General features: G+C 62.9%; 15 protein-coding genes and 1 pseudogene. 11 read left to right on the top strand and 5 right to left on the bottom strand.

Annotated features, from left to right (window positions below):
• The first annotated feature begins 97 nt into the window (after positions 1-97).
• Together V6765_RS22720 and V6765_RS22715 are read left to right on the top strand one after the other, a co-directional pair.
• Positions 98-1,330 (top strand): metallophosphoesterase family protein, encoded by a 1,233-nt coding sequence (locus tag V6765_RS22720; RefSeq protein ID WP_448432886.1) that lies wholly within the window; start codon positions 98-100, stop codon positions 1,328-1,330.
• 3 nt (positions 1,331-1,333) lie between these two features.
• Positions 1,334-4,762 carry an AAA family ATPase gene (locus V6765_RS22715; RefSeq protein WP_448432885.1) on the top strand — a complete coding sequence of 1,143 codons (3,429 nt, stop codon included), beginning with the start codon at positions 1,334-1,336 and terminating at the stop codon, positions 4,760-4,762.
• Between the two features lie 2 nt (positions 4,763-4,764).
• On the opposite strand, the gene V6765_RS22710 is transcribed toward V6765_RS22715, so the two are convergent.
• The 5 genes from V6765_RS22710 to V6765_RS22690 form a co-directional block, all read right to left on the bottom strand.
• Complete coding sequence (locus tag V6765_RS22710) at positions 4,765-5,277, bottom strand: MgtC/SapB family protein (protein WP_448432884.1); 513 nt, start codon at positions 5,275-5,277, stop codon at positions 4,765-4,767.
• Positions 5,274-5,705 (bottom strand): HIT family protein, encoded by a 432-nt coding sequence (locus V6765_RS22705; RefSeq protein WP_448432883.1) that lies wholly within the window; start codon positions 5,703-5,705, stop codon positions 5,274-5,276. Before V6765_RS22705 ends, V6765_RS22710 begins: the two co-directional genes overlap by 4 nt.
• A gap of 3 nt (positions 5,706-5,708) precedes the next feature.
• The gene (locus V6765_RS22700) at positions 5,709-6,908 is read right to left on the bottom strand and encodes a GNAT family N-acetyltransferase (RefSeq protein WP_448432882.1); all 1,200 of its coding nucleotides are present in this window, start codon (positions 6,906-6,908) and stop codon (positions 5,709-5,711) included.
• 61 nt (positions 6,909-6,969) lie between these two features.
• Positions 6,970-7,689: a glycerophosphodiester phosphodiesterase family protein gene (locus V6765_RS22695; RefSeq protein WP_448432881.1), complete on the bottom strand. Its 720-nt coding sequence runs from the start codon at positions 7,687-7,689 to the stop codon at positions 6,970-6,972.
• A complete protein-coding gene (locus V6765_RS22690) occupies positions 7,689-8,156 on the bottom strand; it encodes a RidA family protein (protein WP_448432880.1) in 468 nt (155 codons plus the stop codon). The genes V6765_RS22695 and V6765_RS22690 overlap by 1 nt, the downstream gene beginning before the upstream one ends.
• An 85-nt stretch (positions 8,157-8,241) precedes the next feature.
• On the opposite strand from V6765_RS22690, the gene V6765_RS22685 reads away from it, so the two are divergent.
• The 9 genes and pseudogenes from V6765_RS22685 to bamA all read left to right on the top strand — a co-directional run bounded on the left by V6765_RS22685 (position 8,242) and on the right by bamA (position 18,161).
• Positions 8,242-9,054 carry an EipB family protein gene (locus tag V6765_RS22685; RefSeq protein ID WP_448432879.1) on the top strand — a complete coding sequence of 271 codons (813 nt, stop codon included), beginning with the start codon at positions 8,242-8,244 and terminating at the stop codon, positions 9,052-9,054.
• A gap of 213 nt (positions 9,055-9,267) precedes the next feature.
• A complete protein-coding gene (gene rpsB / locus V6765_RS22680) occupies positions 9,268-10,077 on the top strand; it encodes a 30S ribosomal protein S2 (protein ID WP_230718055.1) in 810 nt (269 codons plus the stop codon).
• A gap of 251 nt (positions 10,078-10,328) precedes the next feature.
• Positions 10,329-11,255: a translation elongation factor Ts gene (gene tsf, locus V6765_RS22675; RefSeq protein ID WP_448432878.1), complete on the top strand. Its 927-nt coding sequence runs from the start codon at positions 10,329-10,331 to the stop codon at positions 11,253-11,255.
• Positions 11,256-11,373: 118 nt separating this feature from the next.
• Entirely contained in the window at positions 11,374-12,093 is a 720-nt protein-coding gene (gene pyrH, locus V6765_RS22670; RefSeq protein WP_448432877.1) for a UMP kinase, read from the top strand.
• 45 nt (positions 12,094-12,138) lie between these two features.
• Positions 12,139-12,699, top strand: a complete 561-nt coding sequence (gene frr, locus V6765_RS22665; protein WP_448432876.1) for a ribosome recycling factor — start codon at positions 12,139-12,141, stop codon at positions 12,697-12,699.
• A gap of 36 nt (positions 12,700-12,735) precedes the next feature.
• Positions 12,736-13,485: pseudogene (locus tag V6765_RS22660) on the top strand (isoprenyl transferase); the annotation flags it as partial.
• Positions 13,485-14,366, top strand: a complete 882-nt coding sequence (locus V6765_RS22655; RefSeq protein WP_448432875.1) for a phosphatidate cytidylyltransferase — start codon at positions 13,485-13,487, stop codon at positions 14,364-14,366. The pseudogene V6765_RS22660 and the gene V6765_RS22655, both read left to right, overlap by 1 nt.
• A gap of 32 nt (positions 14,367-14,398) precedes the next feature.
• A complete protein-coding gene (rseP, locus tag V6765_RS22650) occupies positions 14,399-15,493 on the top strand; it encodes an RIP metalloprotease RseP (protein ID WP_448432966.1) in 1,095 nt (364 codons plus the stop codon).
• A gap of 328 nt (positions 15,494-15,821) precedes the next feature.
• Positions 15,822-18,161 (top strand): outer membrane protein assembly factor BamA, encoded by a 2,340-nt coding sequence (gene bamA, locus V6765_RS22645; protein WP_448432874.1) that lies wholly within the window; start codon positions 15,822-15,824, stop codon positions 18,159-18,161.
• Positions 18,162-18,176 lie beyond the last annotated feature (15 nt).

Raw genomic sequence — 18,176 nt, 5'->3', positions numbered from 1 at the left:
ATGCGGGCGGGATAAAGCGCGACGCCGGCGCTTTTGGGTTGAAGTGTCGTCGCGAACTCTTTTACCCCTTTGAGACGAGAAGACAAATGAGGGAAACTTGACCAGCTTCCGTTTCATCCACGCCGCCGACCTGCATCTGGGAAGCCCGCTCTCGGGACTGGCGCTCAAGGACCGGCAGATCGCCGAGCGCTTCGCCGCCGCCGGCCGTGACGCCTTCACGGCGCTGATCGACTGTGCGATCGAGAACGAGGTGAATTTCATGGTGATCGCCGGCGATGTCTATGACGGGGCGTGGCGCGACAACAGCGTTGGCCTGTTCTTCAACCGCGAGATCGCCCGGCTTTCGCGCGCGGAAATCCCGGTCTATTTCCTGCGCGGCAATCATGATGCCGAAAGCATCGTCACCCGCACGATCGCGATGCCCGACGGTGTCCACGAATTCTCGACGCGCCATCCCGAGACCTTCACCATCGAACCGCTGAAAGTGGCGCTGCACGGCCAGGGGTTTGCCGATCGCGTTGCCGGCGACAATCTGGCGCTGGCCTATCCGCCGGCGGTGCCCGGTCATTTCAACATCGGCGTGTTGCACACCTCGCTTTCGGGGCGGCCGCCGCATGCGGTCTATGCGCCGTGCACGCCGGCGGACCTTGCCTCGCGCGGCTATGATTACTGGGCGCTCGGCCATGTCCACGCCTTCGAGGAGGTCTCCGCCGATCCGCTGACGCTCTATCCCGGCAATCTGCAGGGCCGTAATATCCGCGAGACCGGCGACAAGGGTGCGGTGCTGGTGACCGTCGAGGACGGCCGGCCGCGCTATGAACGCATCATTCTCGACCGCGCCCGCTTCGAGGCCGTCTCCATGGCGATCGCGCCGGATATGAAAGAAAGCGATGTCCTTCAGGCGGTGGAGGCAACACTGTCGGCGTTTTCGGAAGCTGCGAATGCCCGGCCCGTGGCGCTGCGCCTGATGCTGGAAGGCAGCCATGGCGATGCGCACAGGATGCGCGCGGCGCATGGCGAATGGCACGACGACCTCCAGGCCGCCTGCCAGCGGGTTCATGCCGATCTGTGGCTGGAGAAACTGGTGATCGCGGTTGACGCGCCGGCGTCCTCCCGCCGGCTTCCAGCGGATAGTGACCTCGATATCGAGGCGATGATCGATGCGCTGGCCGGTGACGAGGCGATTGACGCCGAAATCGAGGCGCTGATCAACGAGATCGCCGTGAAGCTGCCCGGCGGCGTCGGCGCCAGGGACGAAGCCTTTTCGGGGTCGCATGCCGACCTTCTGGCGGAAGCGCGCGCGATTCTCAGCGCCCGGCTGGAGGGGTGATTTATGCGTTTCCTTTCGCTCGATCTCATCCGCTACGGCCATTTCACCGACAGGACCGTCACGTTCCGGCCCGATGCCGCGCTTCATATCGTCTACGGTCCCAACGAAGCTGGGAAATCCTCAGCGCTCGCCGCATTCTCCGACCTTCTGTTCGGCTTTCCCGACCGCAATGTCGGCTATGATTTCCTCCATCCCGCACGCGACCTGCGCCTTGGCGCAAGGCTGCGCGCGCATGGCGGGGCCGAACTCGCCTTTCGCCGGCGCAAGGGCCGGGCCAATACGCTGCTTGATGCCGAAACCGAAGCCGCGCTGAACGATGACGCGCTCGCCGGTTTTGTCGGCAGTCTCGACCGCACGGTGTTCGAGCGGGCCTTCGGGCTCGATTCCGTCAGGCTCAGGGCAGGGGCGGACGAGATGCTGGCCGATGGCGGGGAGATCGGCCAGATGCTGTTTTCCGCGGCCTCCGGCCTCACCGGGTTGCGGGCGGCAAGCGAGGCGCTGGCGGCGGAAGCCGATGGCATCTACGCGCCCCGCAAATCGCAGACCCGCAGCTTTTATCAGGCGCTGGAGCGCTATGACGAAGCCCGCAGGGCCGAGCGTGACAGCCAGCTCAACGCCAGCGACTGGACCGCGCTCCTGAAGGAAGAGCGCGAGATCGGCCAGGAATTCGCCGTGGTCGAGGAGCGGCAGGCGCAGCGGGCACGGCGGATCGGCGAGCTTGAACGGCTGCAGCGGCTGCGCGGACTGTTGGGCGAGATCGATGGGCATAGCGCGGCGCTGGCGGCGTTTTCCGATATCGAGGCGGTTGATGACAGCGTCGGCGAGGAACTCGCCGCGCTCGAAGCCCGCCACATGCGACTTGCCGAGCAGATAGAGGAAAAGGAAGCCCGGCAGGCGGCCGGTCAGCGGGAGCTGGACGCGCTTGTCGTGGACGACGCGCTGCTGGAGCGCCGTGCCGAAATCGCCCGGCTGCAGCGCGAAAGCGGGCTTTACGAACAGGCGCTTGAGAGCCTGCCGCGCCGGCGGCACGAGCTGCGCGATGTAGAGGCGCGGTTACGGAGCGCTGCCGTTCAGCTTGGGTTCGATTCTTTAGAAGAACTCGAAACGAGTTTTCCAAACAGTCTCTTGCGATCCGAGTTTCAAGTGATTGTCGAGAAGTTGAAAGAGCAGGGTCGCGCCCGCCGCGCGGCCGAAAACGCCCTCTCTGAGAACCGCGAGACGCTGGCGCGGCTGGAACAGCAGCATGGCGAGGGCCACCTGCGCGATCCCGCGCCGCTGCGCAAGAGCTATGAGGCTTTGCGCGAGGACCTTGCCGGCATCAAGGAGGCGGAAACGCTTGAAACGGAGATCGCCGGCAAGGAGCGCGCGCTGTTCGAGCAGGCCGCCGGCCTGCGTCCTGCGGTGAGCGACATTCTCGCTCTGCATGCGGGCGATCTTCCTGCCGAGGCGGCGCTGAAGGCCGCTTGCGATGACATTACATCGGCCAAATCCGCGCTTGCCGAGTGCGACGGCGCGCTGGCGAAGATCGACGCGGAATGCGCGCGCCTGGAAGGATTGCTAGCCGAGGATCGCGAGGCCGGGCCGGTTCCGACCCGTGCGGCGATCGACGCGGCGCGGGCGGAGCGCGACCGGATGTTCGAGACGCTGGATGGGGAGGAGACCGCCTATCGCGATGCCGTGCGCGCTGCGGACCGTTTGGCCGATGACGCCCTTGATGATGCCGAGCGGGTGGCCCGGCACGCCGACAATCAGCGCCGACTGGAACGCGAGGCCGCTCAACGGGAGCAGGGCGCGGAAAAACGCGAGGCGGCGCTTCTGGGGCTGCAGAAAGCGCAGGCAGAGTTCGAGGCATTGTTCGCGCCACTCGACCTCGTGCTCGGCGCCCCCGAGGCGGTGATAGAATGGCGGCGTCGGGTGGAGGCCCTGCTTGAGGCGCGGGCCGCGCTCTATGCGCTGAAAGACAGGAAAGCGGTGCTCGACCGCAACAATGAGGCTTTGCGCGTGGCGCTGGAAAAGCTCGCGAAGGATCTCGGCACGGACGCGTCGCTGCCGCTCGGCGCGCTTGCGCGCGATGTCGGTTCCGCCCTCGACCGTCTCGGCGAACGCTGGACGGAGGCGCGGGAGCATGCGGGCGCGCTCAAGGCGGCGCGTCAGGCCGTTGAAAAGGGCGCAGAGCAGCTTGATCGGTTGCGGGCCGGGGAGAAAGCCCTGAACGAGCGTTTCGCCGCAAGCCTCGCCAGTGTCGGCCTGCCGGGCGAAACCGGCCTCGCCGGGGCCGAGGCGGCGCTTGCGCTGTGGGCCGATCTGCCTTCACTTTTCGCGGACCGGACGCGGTTGATGCAGGAAACGGAAACCGGCGGCAAGCGCGTTGCCGCGTTCGAAGACGAGGCCTCGAAACTGGCGGAAGCCGTGGCGGCGGATATCGCGGGCGAACCGGCCTCGCGGATCGTCCACGCACTTGCCGAACGCGCGGCCGATCACGCGACGCGCGCGGCGCAGCGGTCAACGCTCAGGGAAAGCGCCGAGCGGCTTCGCACCGAACTTGCGACCGACATAGGCGAGCGAGAAGATATCGACGGACGCATGGCATCCATCGCCGCTACCTTGCCGGAAGGGGTGGCAATCGGCGGCCTTTCGGCTCGATTGCGGCAGCGGGCGGCATCACGTCAGGCGCTGGATGAGGCGCGGCAGCGGTTTTCCGGCATCAGCGACGGGGCCTCGGTGGAGGAGGTCCGGGCGCTGGCCGAAACGCTGGACGAGGTCGATTGCCGTCAGGAACTCGCGCATCTCAAAGCCGATGCCGGAGAGGATGCGGCCGAGATCGAGGCGCTGCGCGAGCGCCGCATGGCGCTGCGTCACCGCAAGCAGGCGCTGGAGACCGGGCCGGGAGCCGAGGCCGCCGCCTTCGATCGCGCCGCCGCCGAGGCGGAGGCGCAGGCGCTTGCCCGTGAGTGGGTGGTGCTGAAGCTGGCCGGGCGGCTGCTGGATGGCGCGCTGGAGCGCTACCGGGAAAGCCGCTCCGATCCGATTCTGGCGGCCGCGGGGCGGCATTTCAGGACGCTCACCAGTGAAAGCTACGAAGGCCTTTCCCAGGCTTATGGCGAGCATGATGCGCTGGTGCTTTCAGCCCTGCGCAAGGATGGCAGTGAAATCCGGGTCGAGGGGTTGAGCGACGGCACCCGCGACCAGCTCTATCTCGCGCTCCGGCTCGCCTTCCTGGAGGATTATGCCAGCCGCAACGAGCCCGCGCCGCTGATCGTCGACGATATCTTCCAGACTTTCGACGACGCCCGCAGCGCGGCCGGCCTGAATGCGCTTGCCGGGCTGGAGGGTCTGCAGAGCATCCTCTTTACCCACGAAGCGAGCATGGTGGACATCGCCAGACGCGAGTTGGGCGATGCGGCGGACATCATAACGCTGGAACGGAGCTGATCCTATTCCTCAGATTCGTCGGCCAAGCCCTTGCGTTTGCTGAGATTTGTTTTGATTTCAAGGCGCCTCAACAGGAACAGAACCGCAAGTCCCAGCATTGAGGCGAATATGCCGAGGCTCCAGAGCCCGAGCCCGATGGTCAGCCCGATCGCGCCGGAAAACCAGAGGCCCGCCCCGGTCGTCAACCCCTTCACCGTGCCCTTCTGCATGAAGACGATGCCGGCGGCGAGGAAGGCCACGCCCTCGGTGATCGACTGCACCACGCGGGTGGGATCGACGCGCAGCACGTCGCGGTCGCTGCGCATGATCTCCGGCACTTCCACAGCAACAAGAACGAACAGGGCCGCCGCCATGCTGACCAGAATATGGGTTCTGAGCCCCGCTGGATGGCGATGGATCTCACGTTCGAAGCCGATCAGCCCGCCGAAGATCGCAGCCCCAATCAGCCGGACGAACATGATGATATGATCGGCGGAAAAGGCGTTTCGGAACTCTTCGGCCAGAAATTGCGTCATGGCGACGCCTTCAGCGCCGTCAGGATTTTTTCGGCGTTGGCCTTCAACACCTCCACGTCCTCCATGCCGTCGCTGTGGCGCTTCACCTCCACGCCTTCATGGCGCGGAACGACATGGAAATGCAGGTGATAGACGGTCTGGCCGGCGGCCGCCTCGTTGAACTGGCCGACGAAGACGCCATCGGCATCGAAGGCCGTCTTGACGGCGCGCGCGAGCTTCTGGACCACGGGGATGGTCTTTGCCAGCACGTCCGGGTCGGCGTCGAGCAGGTTGCGCGACGGCGCGCGCGGTATCACCAGAACATGGCCCGGCGCCTGCGGCATCACATCCATGATCGCAATGGCGTGTTCATCCTCGTAAAGCCGGATGGAGGGGATTTCGCCGCGCAGCAGCTTGGCGAAGATGTTGTCGTTGTCGTACTTGGCCATGGTTCAGTCCTCCTCGATGCGTTCGCCGCCGGCTTTCTTGTAGGGTCCGTGGTCGACGAGAATATCATTGAAACGGGCGACGTCCTCGCGCTCATGCTCGAGGAAATCGGCAACCGCGCGCCTCAGCCCCTCATGGGCGATATAGTGCGCGGAATGGGTCGTGACAGGGAGGTAGCCGCGCGCCAGCTTGTGCTCGCCCTGCGCGCCGGCCTCCACGCGCTTCAGGCCATGGGCAATCGCGTAGTCGATCGCCTGGTGGTAGCAGACCTCGAAATGCAGGAATCGATGATCCTCGATGCAGCCCCAGTGGCGGCCGTAGAGAGCGTCGGAGCCGATGAAGTTGATCGCGCCGGCGATGTAGCGCCCCTCGCGCTTCGCCATCACCAGCAGGATGTCCTTGGCCATGCGCTCGCCGATCAGCGAATAGAATTCGCGCGTCAGGTAGGGCCGGCCCCATTTGCGGCTGCCGGTATCCATGTAGAAGGTGTAGAACTGGTCCCAGATCTCCTCCGTCAGGTCCGAACCGGTCAGCCAGTCGATCTCGATGCCGGCTTCGAGCGCGGTCCGCCGCTCCTTCTTCAGCGCCTTGCGCTTGCGCGAGGCGAGCGTGTCGAGGAAGGCGTCGTAGCTGTCATAGCCCGGATTGAGGAAGTGGAACTGCTGGTCGGTGCGGTGCAGGTAGCCGGCCTGCTCGAATATGCCGATCTCGTCTTCGGGCACGAAGGTGACGTGGGTGGAGGAGACGCCCAACCGGTCGTTTACGGCCTGCAGCCCCTCGGCCAGCACCTTGGCGACGGTCGCATGATCATAGCCGTCATGCACCAGAAGATGCGGCGCCGTTGCCGGCGTGAAGGGAAGCGACGCCTGCAGCTTCGGATAATAGTGCCCGCCGGCGCGCTCGAAGGCATCGGCCCAGCCGTGATCGAAGACATATTCGCCCTGGCTGTGGTTCTTCAGGTAGCAGGGCACCGCGCCGATCAGGCGGCCATCCTCGGTTTCGAGCAGAAGGTGATGGCCGAGCCAGCCGGTTTCAGCGGTGGCAGAGCCCGATTGCTCCAGCGCGGAGAGGAAGGCGTGCGACAGGAACGGGCTGTAGAACCCGTCGCCGTCAAGCGAGGGCGTGGTCGCGGCAAGGCCGTCCCAGGCTGCGCGCTCGATATTCGCGAAGCTGTTTTCGATGCGGATCTGCAGGTTTTCGCTCAAGAAATCTCTCGGAATGCGGTCTTGAAACTGTCTGGCCTGCCCGGTTTAACGTCCCGTCTGTTTAGAGCGGTTCACTCTGGCGCGGGTCGAAACCTTCGAAGGTCATCTGGTCGGCGTTCAGAAACGTGCGTCTGCGGGCGTCCTCGTCGCGCACGGTCCAGGTAATCACCGGCACGCTCTTTGCCCGAAGCGCAGCAACAAATGCATTGGGCAGATGATCGTAATAATAGGAGACGAAATCAAGGCCGATTGCAAAGGCTTTCCGGTGATCCGCCAGCGCCTCCTCGCTCATTCCTTCCGCGGTCAGGCCGAGCGGCTGCGAGGCGCCGGCCTGCTTGAGAGCGGCGAGGAGGGCGGCATCGAAGCTCATCAGCGCGACCGGGCCGCTATAATCGGCCAGCACGGCAAGCGTCGCTGCGGCGAAGGCGGCGGGTTCGGCGCGGCTTGCCTTCAGTTCGATGACCAGCGGCACCTTGCCGCCGCAAATGGTGAGGAGGTCCGAAAGGGTCGGGATCACCGCGGTCGTACCGCCGACGGCAACGGTTCTCGCCTCGGCGGCCGTGAGGTCTTCGATCGCGCCGTCGCGGCCGCAAAGCCGTTGCAGGTCGTCGTCGTGAAATACCAGCGGCACGCCGTCGGCGGAAAGGTGGATATCGCATTCGATTGCGAAACCGGCGTCGATCGCGCGCTCGAAGGCGGGCAGGGTGTTTTCCCAGATCGCGCGATTCATGTCGTGATAGCCGCGATGGGCGATGGGTTTGGCAGTCAGCCAGGCGGGCATCACGCGATTTCCAGAATGGCGTCGATCTCGACCGCCGCGCCCATCGGCAGCGCAGCCATGCCGACGGCCGCGCGGCTATGTTTTCCGGCCGCGCCGAAGACCTCGGCCAGCAGACCGGACGCGCCGTTGATGACCAAGTGCTGGTCGGTGAAATCCGGCGTCGAGGCGACGAAGCCGTTGATGCGCAGGATGCGGGTGACCCGGCCGAGATCGCCGCCAAGCGCCGCTTTGGCCTGGGCAATGATGTTGATGGCGCAGGCGCGCGCCGCCTTCTGGCCGTCCTCCAAGGATACATTCGCGCCGAGATGGCCGGCGGCGATCATCTTCCCGCCCTCGGTCGGCAATTGTCCGGAGATGTAGAGCAGGTTTCCGGAAATGACGTAGGGCACGTAATTGGCGGCGGGGGCTGCAGCTTCGGGCAGGCTGATCGACAGCGCCTTGAGCCTGTCTTCGATGGCGTGGGACATTTTCTGCTCCATAGGGGGACGGATGATGATTGGCAGAGCGAGGACTTTTCTATACCATCAGTGTTCAAAGCCAAGGGGAATGTCGATGCGGACACTGGCCGTTACAGGAATTTTCTGCTCCACCTTCGCAATGACGGCTTCGGCCGGCATGCCGTCGCAACCCGGGGTAACGCTCGAACCCCACCGCGCGGTCTATGACCTGTCGCTTGCCTGGGCGTCCGGCCAATCCGGCATCGAGGGGCTGCATGGCCGTTTCGTCTATTCCTTCACCGGCGCGCCCTGCGAGGGTTATGTCACCGAAATGCGGATGGTGACCGATATCGCGCGCGAGCACGGCGCCATGGTCACCGACCAGACATCCTCATCCTTCGAGGATCTGGAAAAGGGCGCGTTCAGCTTTTCCAGCAAGATGTTTGCCGATTACAACCTGCAATCGGAGACTGCCGGCGAAGCCAACCGCGCCGATGATCACAAGATCGCGGTAAAGCTTGGCGACCAGAACCCCTTCGATATCGGCAAGGCCCAGTTTCCGACGGAATATCTCGCCCATGTTCTGGATGCCGCTGAGAGCGGGAAGCATGTCTACGAGGCGACGTCCTTTGACGGCTCGGGCGAGGACGTGATGCGCGCGGTCACGCTGATCGGCGATCGCGAAAAGGGCGTCGGCAGCGGGCCCGACCAGTGGCCGGTCACCACCGCCTATTTTCCGATCGCGACGCATGATGGCGACCAGACGCCGGATTATACCGTCTCCATGATGCTGGCGGAAAACGGCGTCAGCCGCGACCTGCTGATGGATTTCGGCAACTTCAAGATGGCCGGCCACCTCGACAGGCTCGAAATGCTTGACCCCGCCGATTGTGAGGGCCTGCCGACGACCGCGGCCTCGCAGCGCTGAGCGCCGCCCGGCAGGGGCTCCCAAGCGCGCTTGTCGTCAGGGCGTAAATCGTCGCGGCACTTGCATTCCATCTCAAAACAGGCTATCGCGCCCCCATTCCACACGCAGGCCATGGGGTGTTCCGGGAGAAATCCGGTGCGCTCCGCCGGTGCCGGACGGGGTTCCGTCCGTTCTCAGGTCTGCGGAGGTTCAACCGGAAAAGGAGACAAGGCAATGGCATTGCCCGACTTTACCATGCGCCAGCTGCTTGAGGCAGGCGTCCATTTTGGTCACCAGACTCACCGCTGGAACCCGAAGATGAAGCCCTACATCTTTGGCGACCGCAACAACATCCACATCATCGACCTTGCACAGACCGTGCCGATGCTGCAGCGCGCCCTTCAGGTCGTGTCCGACACCGTCGCCCGCAACGGCCGCGTTCTGATGGTTGGCACCAAGCGTCAGGCTTCGGAAATCGTTGCCGACAGCGCCCAGCGCTCCGCTCAGTACTATGTCAACTCGCGTTGGCTCGGCGGCATGCTCACCAACTGGCGCACGATTTCGAACTCGATCCAGCGCCTGCGCAAGCTCGACGAAATCCTCGCCAACGAAGCGCAGGGCTTCACCAAGAAAGAGCGCCTGAACCTCGACCGCGAGCGTGAAAAGCTCGACCGCGCCCTTGGCGGTATTCGCGACATGGGCGGCGTGCCGGACCTGATCGTGATCATCGACACCAACAAGGAAAAGATCGCGATCGAGGAAGCCAAGCGTCTCGGCATCCCGGTTGTCGCCATCGTCGATTCGAACTGCGATCCGGACGAAGTCGACTACCCGATCCCCGGCAATGACGATGCTTCGCGCGCCATCGCGCTTTACTGCGACCTGATTTCGCGCGCCGCCATCGACGGCATCGCCCGTCAGCAGGGCGCTTCGGGCGTTGATCTCGGCGCTGCCGCTGAAGCACCGGCCGAGCCGGCGCTTGAAGAGGCGCCCGCCGAGGAAGCCGCTGCCGAGGAAGCGACCGGCGAAAAGCCCGCCGAGTAAGGCGATCGGCATCAGGCAATGCGCCTGATACGCGACAGGACCTGAAGATGGCGGCGTTATCGGCGCCGCCATTGGGTTTCAGGAATGAGGGCGGCCTTCAAAACCGGCCGTCCGATACATACTTTCATCGCGCCAGCCGCGTATGCGGCATGGCCGCCAGGGATGATCTTCATCACCCTGTCACAGACACGGGTACACTCCCGACCGGCGCGCCCGACAGCGCCGCCCAGCGAATGGACGAGAGGCAAGTTATGAGCACGATTACGGCAGCAATGGTGAAGGAACTGCGCGAAAAGAGCGGCGCAGGCATGATGGATTGCAAGAAGGCGCTCGCCGAAACCGACGGCGACATGGAAGCCGCCATCGACTGGCTGCGCGCCAAGGGTATCTCCAAGGCTGACAAGAAGTCCGGCCGCACGGCCGCCGAAGGCCTGATCGGCATTGCCGCCGGCGATGCGGAAGCCGTCGTCGTGGAAGTCAATTCCGAGACCGACTTCGTTGCCCGCAACGAAGCCTTCCAGCAGCTCGTCTCCGGCATCGCCGACGTGGCGCTTGGCACCGACGGCTCCGTTGACGCCATTGCCGCCGCGACCTATCCGAAGTCCGGCAAGTCGGTTGCAGACACCATCAAGGACGCGATCGGCACGATCGGCGAGAACATGACGCTGCGTCGCGCGATCAAGCTTTCGGTCGGCAAGGGCGTTGTCGCGACCTATATGCACAATGCCGTCGGCGATGGCCTCGGCAAGCTGGGCGTTCTGGTCGCGCTCGAATCGGACGGCGACAAGGATGCGCTGAACGCGATCGGCCGTCAGGTCGCCATGCATGTCGCCGCGACCAACCCGCTCGCCGTACGCCCTGAAGAAGTCGACGCCGAGATCGCCGATCGCGAGCGTTCGGTATTCCTGGAGCAGGCCAAGGAATCCGGCAAGCCCGCCGCCATCGCCGAAAAGATGGTGGAAGGCCGCATGCGCAAGTTCTTCCAGGAAGTGGCGCTGCTTTCCCAGCAGTTCGTCATCAACCCCGACCTGACCGTCGAACAGGCCGTCAAGGAAGCGGAAAACGACGTCGGCGCGCCGATCAAGGTTGCCGCCATCGCCCGTCTGGCGCTTGGCGAAGGCGTCGAGAAGGAAGAATCCGACTTTGCGGCGGAAGTTGCCGCCACGGCCAAGGGCTAAGCCCTTCCGTCCGTCTGGTTCATTTCAGGATCAGCCGTTGAAATTCCGGGGCGCCGCGTGACAATGCGGCGCCCTTCGTGTATCGGGATGGCATTGCTTTGTAAGGGAGTTTGCGGCGTTGACGAAACCGATTTTCAACCGTGTTTTGCTGAAGGTTTCCGGTGAGGCGCTGATGGGCGACCAGGGCTTCGGCATCGATGTCAACGTCGCAGACCGCATCGCTTCGGATATTGCCCAGGTACGCTCCATGGGCGTTGAGATCGGCATCGTCGTCGGCGGCGGCAATATTTTTCGGGGCGTTGCCGTTGCTTCCAAGGGCGGCGAACGCGTTACCGGCGATCACATGGGCATGCTGGGCACGGTCATCAACGCGCTGGCGCTCGCCACCTCGCTGCGCAAGATGCAGGTCGATACCGTGGTTCTTTCGGCGATCGCGATGCCGGAAATCTGTCAGTCGTTTTCCCAGCGCGCCACCCGCAGCCATATGGAAGCGGGCAGGGTGGTGATCTTTGCCGGAGGCACCGGCAATCCGTTCTTCACCACTGATTCCGCTGCTGCGCTGCGCGCGGCGGAAATCGGCGCGGAGGCGATCTTCAAGGGCACGCAGGTCGACGGCATCTATTCCGCCGACCCGAAGAAGGATCCGAACGCCACCCGTTTCGACGCCCTGACCCATCAGCAGGTGCTTGAACGCGGGCTGCAGGTGATGGATGTTGCCGCGGTGGCGGTGGCCCGTGAAAACTACATACCGATTATCGTTTTTTCGATTCACGAGCGCGGCGGCTTCGGCCAGATCATGGCCGGCGGCGGCCGCAAGACAATCGTAACAGAAGAATGATCACGCCTTGCCCGCTTGGGGCACATGTGTGACGGGAGACAGATGATGAGCGATCCAACCGACCTGAACGACCTGAAGCGCCGCATGGAAGGCGCGATCAACGCCTATATCGGCGACATCACCTCGCTTCGCACCGGGCGGGCCTCGGCCAATATTCTCGATCCGGTGCAGGTTGAAGCCTATGGCTCGAAAGTGCCGCTCAACCAGGTTGCCAACATCACCGTGCCGGAGCCGCGCATGCTGTCGGTCAACGTCTGGGACAAGTCGATGGCAGCCGCTGTTGACCGCGCGATCCGTGAATCCCATCTTGGCCTGAACCCGATCATGGACGGCCAGACGCTCAGAATTCCGCTTCCGGAACTCAACGAGGAGCGTCGCCGTTCTCTGGTCAAGGTTGCACATGAATATGCCGAAAAGGCGCGGGTGGCGATCCGCCATGTGCGTCGGGACGGCATGGACGGATTGAAGAAGGCGGAAAAGGATGGGGACATCAGCCAGGATGACAGCCGTTCGCTTTCCGAAGACGTTCAAAAATTGACCGATGAGTCAATTTCCAGAATTGATGACTTGCTGGCAGACAAAGAAAAAGAAATCATGCAGGTTTAGTTACCACTTTATTCTTTTAAAGAAGACTCGGTCGCCCTTATGAACAAAATTATAGACCCAGCCATTCCGCGCCATGTCGCAATCATCATGGATGGCAATGGACGCTGGGCACTCGGGCGCGGGCTCGGGCGGTTGTTCGGCCATCGCAAGGGCGTCGAGGCCGTTCGCCGCACGGTGGATGCGGCGCGCGAAAGCGGGATCGGCTATCTGACGCTGTTCGCCTTCTCTTCCGAAAACTGGAAGCGGCCCTCCGATGAAGTCGATGGCATCATGGAGCTCATTTCGACCTTCATCCATCGCGAGCTCGACAATTACCATCGCCAGAACATGCGTTTCCAGATGATCGGCGAGCGCAGCGGCCTGTCGGTGAAGATATTGAAGGCCCTTGAGGTCGCCGAGGAGCGGACCCGCAACAATACCGGGCTGCATGTGGTTGTCGCCGTCAATTATGGGTCGCGCGCCGAGATTGCCGGCGCCGCCCGCGCGCTCGCCCGCCAGGTGGCGGAGGGCAAGATCGACCCGGATGATATCGATGAGGCCGCCATCGGCGAGCGCCTCGATACCGCCGGCCTGCCGGATCCCGACCTTGTTATCCGGACCAGCGGCGAGCAGCGGCTTTCCAACTTCCTGCTCTGGCAGACGGCCTATTCGGAACTGGTGTTCCTGCCATGCAACTGGCCGGATTTCAGCCGCGAGATGTTTTTTGAAGCGCTTTCGGAATATGCACGGCGGAACAGGCGATTCGGCGCGCTTTCCGCGCCGCAGGCGGCATTGACGGACACCTGATGACCCAGGAACTGAGGCTGCGCATCGTTTCGGGAGCCGTTCTGGCGGCGGTGGTTCTGCTGATCACCTGGGCGGGCGGCGCTCTTTTCAACCTGCTTGCGGTCGCGATCGGCTTTCTGGTTTTTTATGAATGGCTGGAGATGAGCCGGGCGCGCGACGGCCAGGTTGATCGTTCGATCGGCCGGTGGAGTACGCCGGTGCTTGGCGGCATCGCGGTGATGATCGCCGTTGCCATTCTGGTGTTTCTCGAACTTTTCGGACTGGCGCTGGCGCTTGCCTGTTTCGGCGCGGCGGCATTCTGGTTCCTCGGGCGCCGCGCGGCCATGCCGTTCTGGTTTGCGGGTTCGGTGATCTATGCCGCGGGCAGCATGATCGCGCTTGCGGCGCTCAGGAACGGCGGGGAGGCGGGGCTGTTTGCGATTCTGTTCCTGTTCGCCGTTGTCTGGAGCACCGATATCATGGCCTATTTTGTGGGCCGCGCCCTCGGCGGCCCCAAGCTTGCGCCGTCAATATCGCCGGGCAAGACGTGGTCGGGCGCTGTCGGCGGGGCGGTCTTCGCCGTCGCGGCGGTCTTTGCACTGTGCTGGAGCTATGGCGGTTCCCCCTCGATCGCGATCGGCCTTCTCGCGCTTTTCCTGTCTGTCTGCAGCCAGGTCGGCGACCTGTTCGAATCGGCCCTGAAGCGGCGCTGCGGGGCCAAGGATTCCAGCCATCTCATTCCCGGTCATGGCGGGGTGATGGATCGCGTGGACGGACTCGTCGCCGCGGCATTCGCGATGTATGTTGTCGTCGTTCTGGTGGCGCTTGCCGGCCATGAGGGTTTTGCGGGCGACATGCTGATGAACTGGAGCGGTCTTGCCGCTCCGACGAATGGAGCCTGACTGTGCAGTTCGCCTTTACCAATGCCCCGGGGATGATCGTCGCCTTTATCGTGGCGATCTCCTTTCTCGTGTTTTTCCACGAGCTCGGGCACTACCTGGTCGGGCGTTGGTGCGGTATCCGTATCCTCGCCTTCTCGCTCGGCTTCGGACCGGAGGTCGCAGGGCGCACCGACCGCCACGGCACGCGCTGGAAGCTGTGCGCGATCCCGCTTGGCGGCTATGTGCGGTTTTACGGCGATGAGGATGTCGCAAGCCGCCCGGACTTCAAGGGCCTGGTAACGCTGCCGGAAGAGGAGCGCGCCCGCACGCTGAATGGCGCGGCTCTGTGGAAGCGGGCCGCCACGGTGGCGGCCGGGCCGATCGCCAATTTCCTGCTGGCGATCGCAATCTTCGCCGTGATCTTCATGGTGTATGGCCGCGCGGTTTCCGATCCGGTGGTCGGCGAGGTCAACCCCGACAGTCCTGCCGCCGCGGCGGGCGTTCAGCCCGGCGATGTCATGGCGGCGCTCGATGGCCAGCCCATCGATACCTTTGATGCGGTGGTGCGCTATATCAGTGTGCGCCCGGGCGTCCCGGTCGTGCTGACCGTCGAGCGCAACGGCCAAGCGGTCGATCTGACGGTTGTGCCGGAGCGGGTGGAGACCGAGGACCGATTCGGCAATGAAATGGAACTCGGTCGTATCGGCGTTGTCGGTACACGTGATTCGGGTAATTTCCGCGTAGAGCGCTACGGCCCGGTTGCCGCGATCGGCCAGGGCGCGCTGCAGAGCTGGCACATCGTCGTCAGCACTTATGATTATATCGCCAATGTCTTTGCCGGCAGGATGAAGGCCGATCAGATCGGCGGCCCGGTGCGGGTGGCGACGATGGCGGGCCAGATGGCTTCGCTTGGTATTGTCGCATTTGCTAATTTTGCAGCAATTCTTTCGGTTTCGGTCGGTCTGTTTAATCTGCTGCCGGTTCCCATGCTCGATGGCGGGCACCTGATGTTCTACGCGATCGAGGCTGTGCGGGGGCGGCCGCTTTCGGCGCGCGTCCAGGAATTCGCCTTTCGGATCGGTCTTTTTTTGGTGCTGGCGCTGATGGTGTTCGCGACGTGGAACGATACGATCGGGCGGATGGGGTAGGGCGATTTTAACCCCTTGACACTATTTGGTTAACCGTGCGCGCGCTCTCATCTTGCCGCAAACGGTTTCTTGTGCAAATGTGGCCTTGCCTTTGGCGTCGGAGATGATAGGAAACCCCTGAGGGAGCATCTCCGTCGTGCTGTTGACGTATTCCGTAGCGTTCGGTTTACCATAAACACAAAAGAACGTGGCGATTTGGTCACGCTTGGGGCGGAAGTTGCATCTGAGGGGCGGCTTTCTATTGCGTGGGGATGCGAAGTCTTTAGAACTTAAATCCACATTGCCGAAAACCGCTTATACCGAGCGATTATAAAGGGTAGATAGTAGCATGGCCGGTTCAAGATTTTTGAACACAGTTTCAGGTGCGGCGCTTTCGTTTGCGGTCGCCGTTTCCGGGGGGGTCGTTGCCGCCGTTGCTGTGCCTGCAGACGCATATGCCGCCGTCGTCAGGAACGTCACCGTCAATGGGACCGGTCAGGCTGGCTCCGACGCGATCAAATCCAAACTGACGATCAAGCCCGGCCAGAGCTTCACCGACGCCGACATCAATCAGTCGATCCGCAATCTCTACAGCTCGGGTTATTTTTCCGACGTCAGGATTTCGGTTTCCGGTTCGACGCTGGTCGTGAACGTCACAGAAAACCAGCTCATCAACCAGGTCGTGTTCAACGGCAACCGCAAGGTTTCCGACAAGAAGCTCGAAGGCGTTGTGCAGCTTCATTCGCTCGGTCCGTATAACGAAGCCCAGGCGCAGCTCGATATCCAGCACATCAAGGACGCCTACGCCTCGATCGGCCGTTCCGATGTCGAGGTCACGATCCAGACGGCGACCGTTCAGGATAACCGCATCAACGTTGCCTTCGTCATCGATGAAGGCGGCCGCACCAAGACTCGGAAGATCAATTTCGAAGGCAACAACACCTTCGGCGACGCGCGCCTCGCCTCGGTCATCCTGACCAAGCGCTCGACGCCGCTGTCGTTCCTGACGCGCAAGGATATCTACAATCCCGACAAGCTGCGCCAGGACGAAAAGCTGCTGCGCGAATTCTACAACAATCACGGTTTCCCGGACTATCGTCTTCTGTCGACCGACGTCGACTATGATGAGACCGACAATTCCTATTCGATCACCTTCAATATCTCTGAGGGCGACCGCTACAAGTTCGGGGATATCGGCGTTGAGACCACGGTCGAGGGCGTCGACATCTCGAACCTGAAGGGCGACATCAAGACCCGGACCGGCAAGATTTACGACGCCGACGACATTCAGAAGACGTCGGAATCGATTGCCGCTTCGGTGTCCTCGCAGGGCTATCCCTTCGCGCAGGTCAATCCGCGCGGCGACCGCAGCTTCACCAATGATACCTATTCGGTGAACTACGAGATCGATCAGGGCATGAAGGCCTATATCGAGCGGATCGATATCGTCGGCAACACCCGCACCCGCGACTATGTCATCCGCCGCGAGTTCGATCTGGCCGAGGGCGATGCCTATAACCGCGAGATGATCGCGCGCACCAAGCGCCGGCTTGAGGCGCTGGGCTATTTCAGCTCGGTCGAGATCAAGACGCTGCCGGGCAGCGCGCCCGACCGTGTGGTTCTCGAAGTTGATGTCGTGGATGAGCCCACCGGCTCGTTCTCGATCGGCGCCGGCTACGACGCGGAAGGCGATTCGCTGGTTCTGGAGCTTTCGGTCGAGGAGCGCAACTTCCTTGGTCGCGGCCAGTATATCCGCGCCTCCGCCGGTCTCGGCGATGACGATTCGCAGATCTACAACTTCAGCTTTACCGAGCCCTTCTTCCTCGGCTATCGTCTGGCTGCCGGTTTCGATCTCTATCGCGCCTCGTCTTCGACCCAGGAATACTACAACTATGCCGAAACGGCGGGCGCTATCCGCCTGACCGCGCCGCTCACCGACAACCTCTATTCGACGGTGAAATATTCCTACCAGCAGTTCGAATATGATGGTCGCGGCGACTGGCAGAACCTGAACAATGTGTCGCAGGTTTATCAGGACCTGATCAACGGCAGCCCGTGGGTGGTGTCGTCGCTGCAGCAATCCTTCAACTTCTCGTCCGTCGATAACCGGCAGCTGCCGCGCGAGGGCGTTCTGGCGGCGCTGAACAACACCTTTGCCGGTCTTGGCGGCGACTCGCATTACTACAAGCTGGACGGCAAAGCGCGCTGGTATCAGATGATCTCCGATCAGGCCGATATCATCGGCTCGATCACGGCGCGCGGCGGTTTCGTCACGCCGTTCGATGATAATCTGAACGTCTTCGACCAGTTCACGATCGGCGGTCAGCAGATCCGCGGCTTCAAGCAGAACGGTATCGGCCCGCGCACCGTGGGTACCAACGACGCACTCGGTTCACAGTACTACGCCACGCTTTCGGCAGAGACCAACTTCCCGCTGCCGGGCATTCCGGAGGATATCAATCTTCGCGGTGCGGCCTATGTTGACGCCGGGTCGGCCTGGGGTAATGCTGTGGAAGTCACCGGGACTCAGATCGAGGGCACCGATTTCTCGATCCGCGCTTCGGCCGGCGTTGCTCTGATCTGGAACTCGCCCTTCGGCGATCTCCGGTTCGACTATGCCGTTCCGTTCGCCAAGGAAGATTTCGACGAAACCCAGCGTTTCCGTTTCGGTATCGCCAACACGTTCTGATATCTGTTTCCAGAA

This window comes from Martelella sp. FOR1707 (assembly GCF_053484265.1).
This window is presented reverse-complemented; position numbering and strand designations above follow the sequence as displayed.

What these genes read in the sequence shown, in the direction of transcription:
- V6765_RS22715 (WP_448432885.1), top strand. Translation starts at nt 1,334, where the DNA reads ATGCGTTTCCTTTCGCTCGATCTCATCCGCTACGGCCATTTCACCGAC.
- V6765_RS22710 (WP_448432884.1), bottom strand. Translation starts at nt 5,277, where the DNA reads ATGACGCAATTTCTGGCCGAAGAGTTCCGAAACGCCTTTTCCGCCGAT.
- V6765_RS22705 (WP_448432883.1), bottom strand. Translation starts at nt 5,705, where the DNA reads ATGGCCAAGTACGACAACGACAACATCTTCGCCAAGCTGCTGCGCGGC.
- V6765_RS22695 (WP_448432881.1), bottom strand. Translation starts at nt 7,689, where the DNA reads ATGCCCGCCTGGCTGACTGCCAAACCCATCGCCCATCGCGGCTATCAC.
- V6765_RS22690 (WP_448432880.1), bottom strand. Translation starts at nt 8,156, where the DNA reads ATGTCCCACGCCATCGAAGACAGGCTCAAGGCGCTGTCGATCAGCCTG.
- V6765_RS22685 (WP_448432879.1), top strand. Translation starts at nt 8,242, where the DNA reads ATGCGGACACTGGCCGTTACAGGAATTTTCTGCTCCACCTTCGCAATG.
- rpsB (WP_230718055.1), top strand. Translation starts at nt 9,268, where the DNA reads ATGGCATTGCCCGACTTTACCATGCGCCAGCTGCTTGAGGCAGGCGTC.
- tsf (WP_448432878.1), top strand. Translation starts at nt 10,329, where the DNA reads ATGAGCACGATTACGGCAGCAATGGTGAAGGAACTGCGCGAAAAGAGC.
- frr (WP_448432876.1), top strand. Translation starts at nt 12,139, where the DNA reads ATGAGCGATCCAACCGACCTGAACGACCTGAAGCGCCGCATGGAAGGC.
- V6765_RS22655 (WP_448432875.1), top strand. Translation starts at nt 13,485, where the DNA reads ATGACCCAGGAACTGAGGCTGCGCATCGTTTCGGGAGCCGTTCTGGCG.
- rseP (WP_448432966.1), top strand. Translation starts at nt 14,399, where the DNA reads ATGATCGTCGCCTTTATCGTGGCGATCTCCTTTCTCGTGTTTTTCCAC.
- bamA (WP_448432874.1), top strand. Translation starts at nt 15,822, where the DNA reads ATGGCCGGTTCAAGATTTTTGAACACAGTTTCAGGTGCGGCGCTTTCG.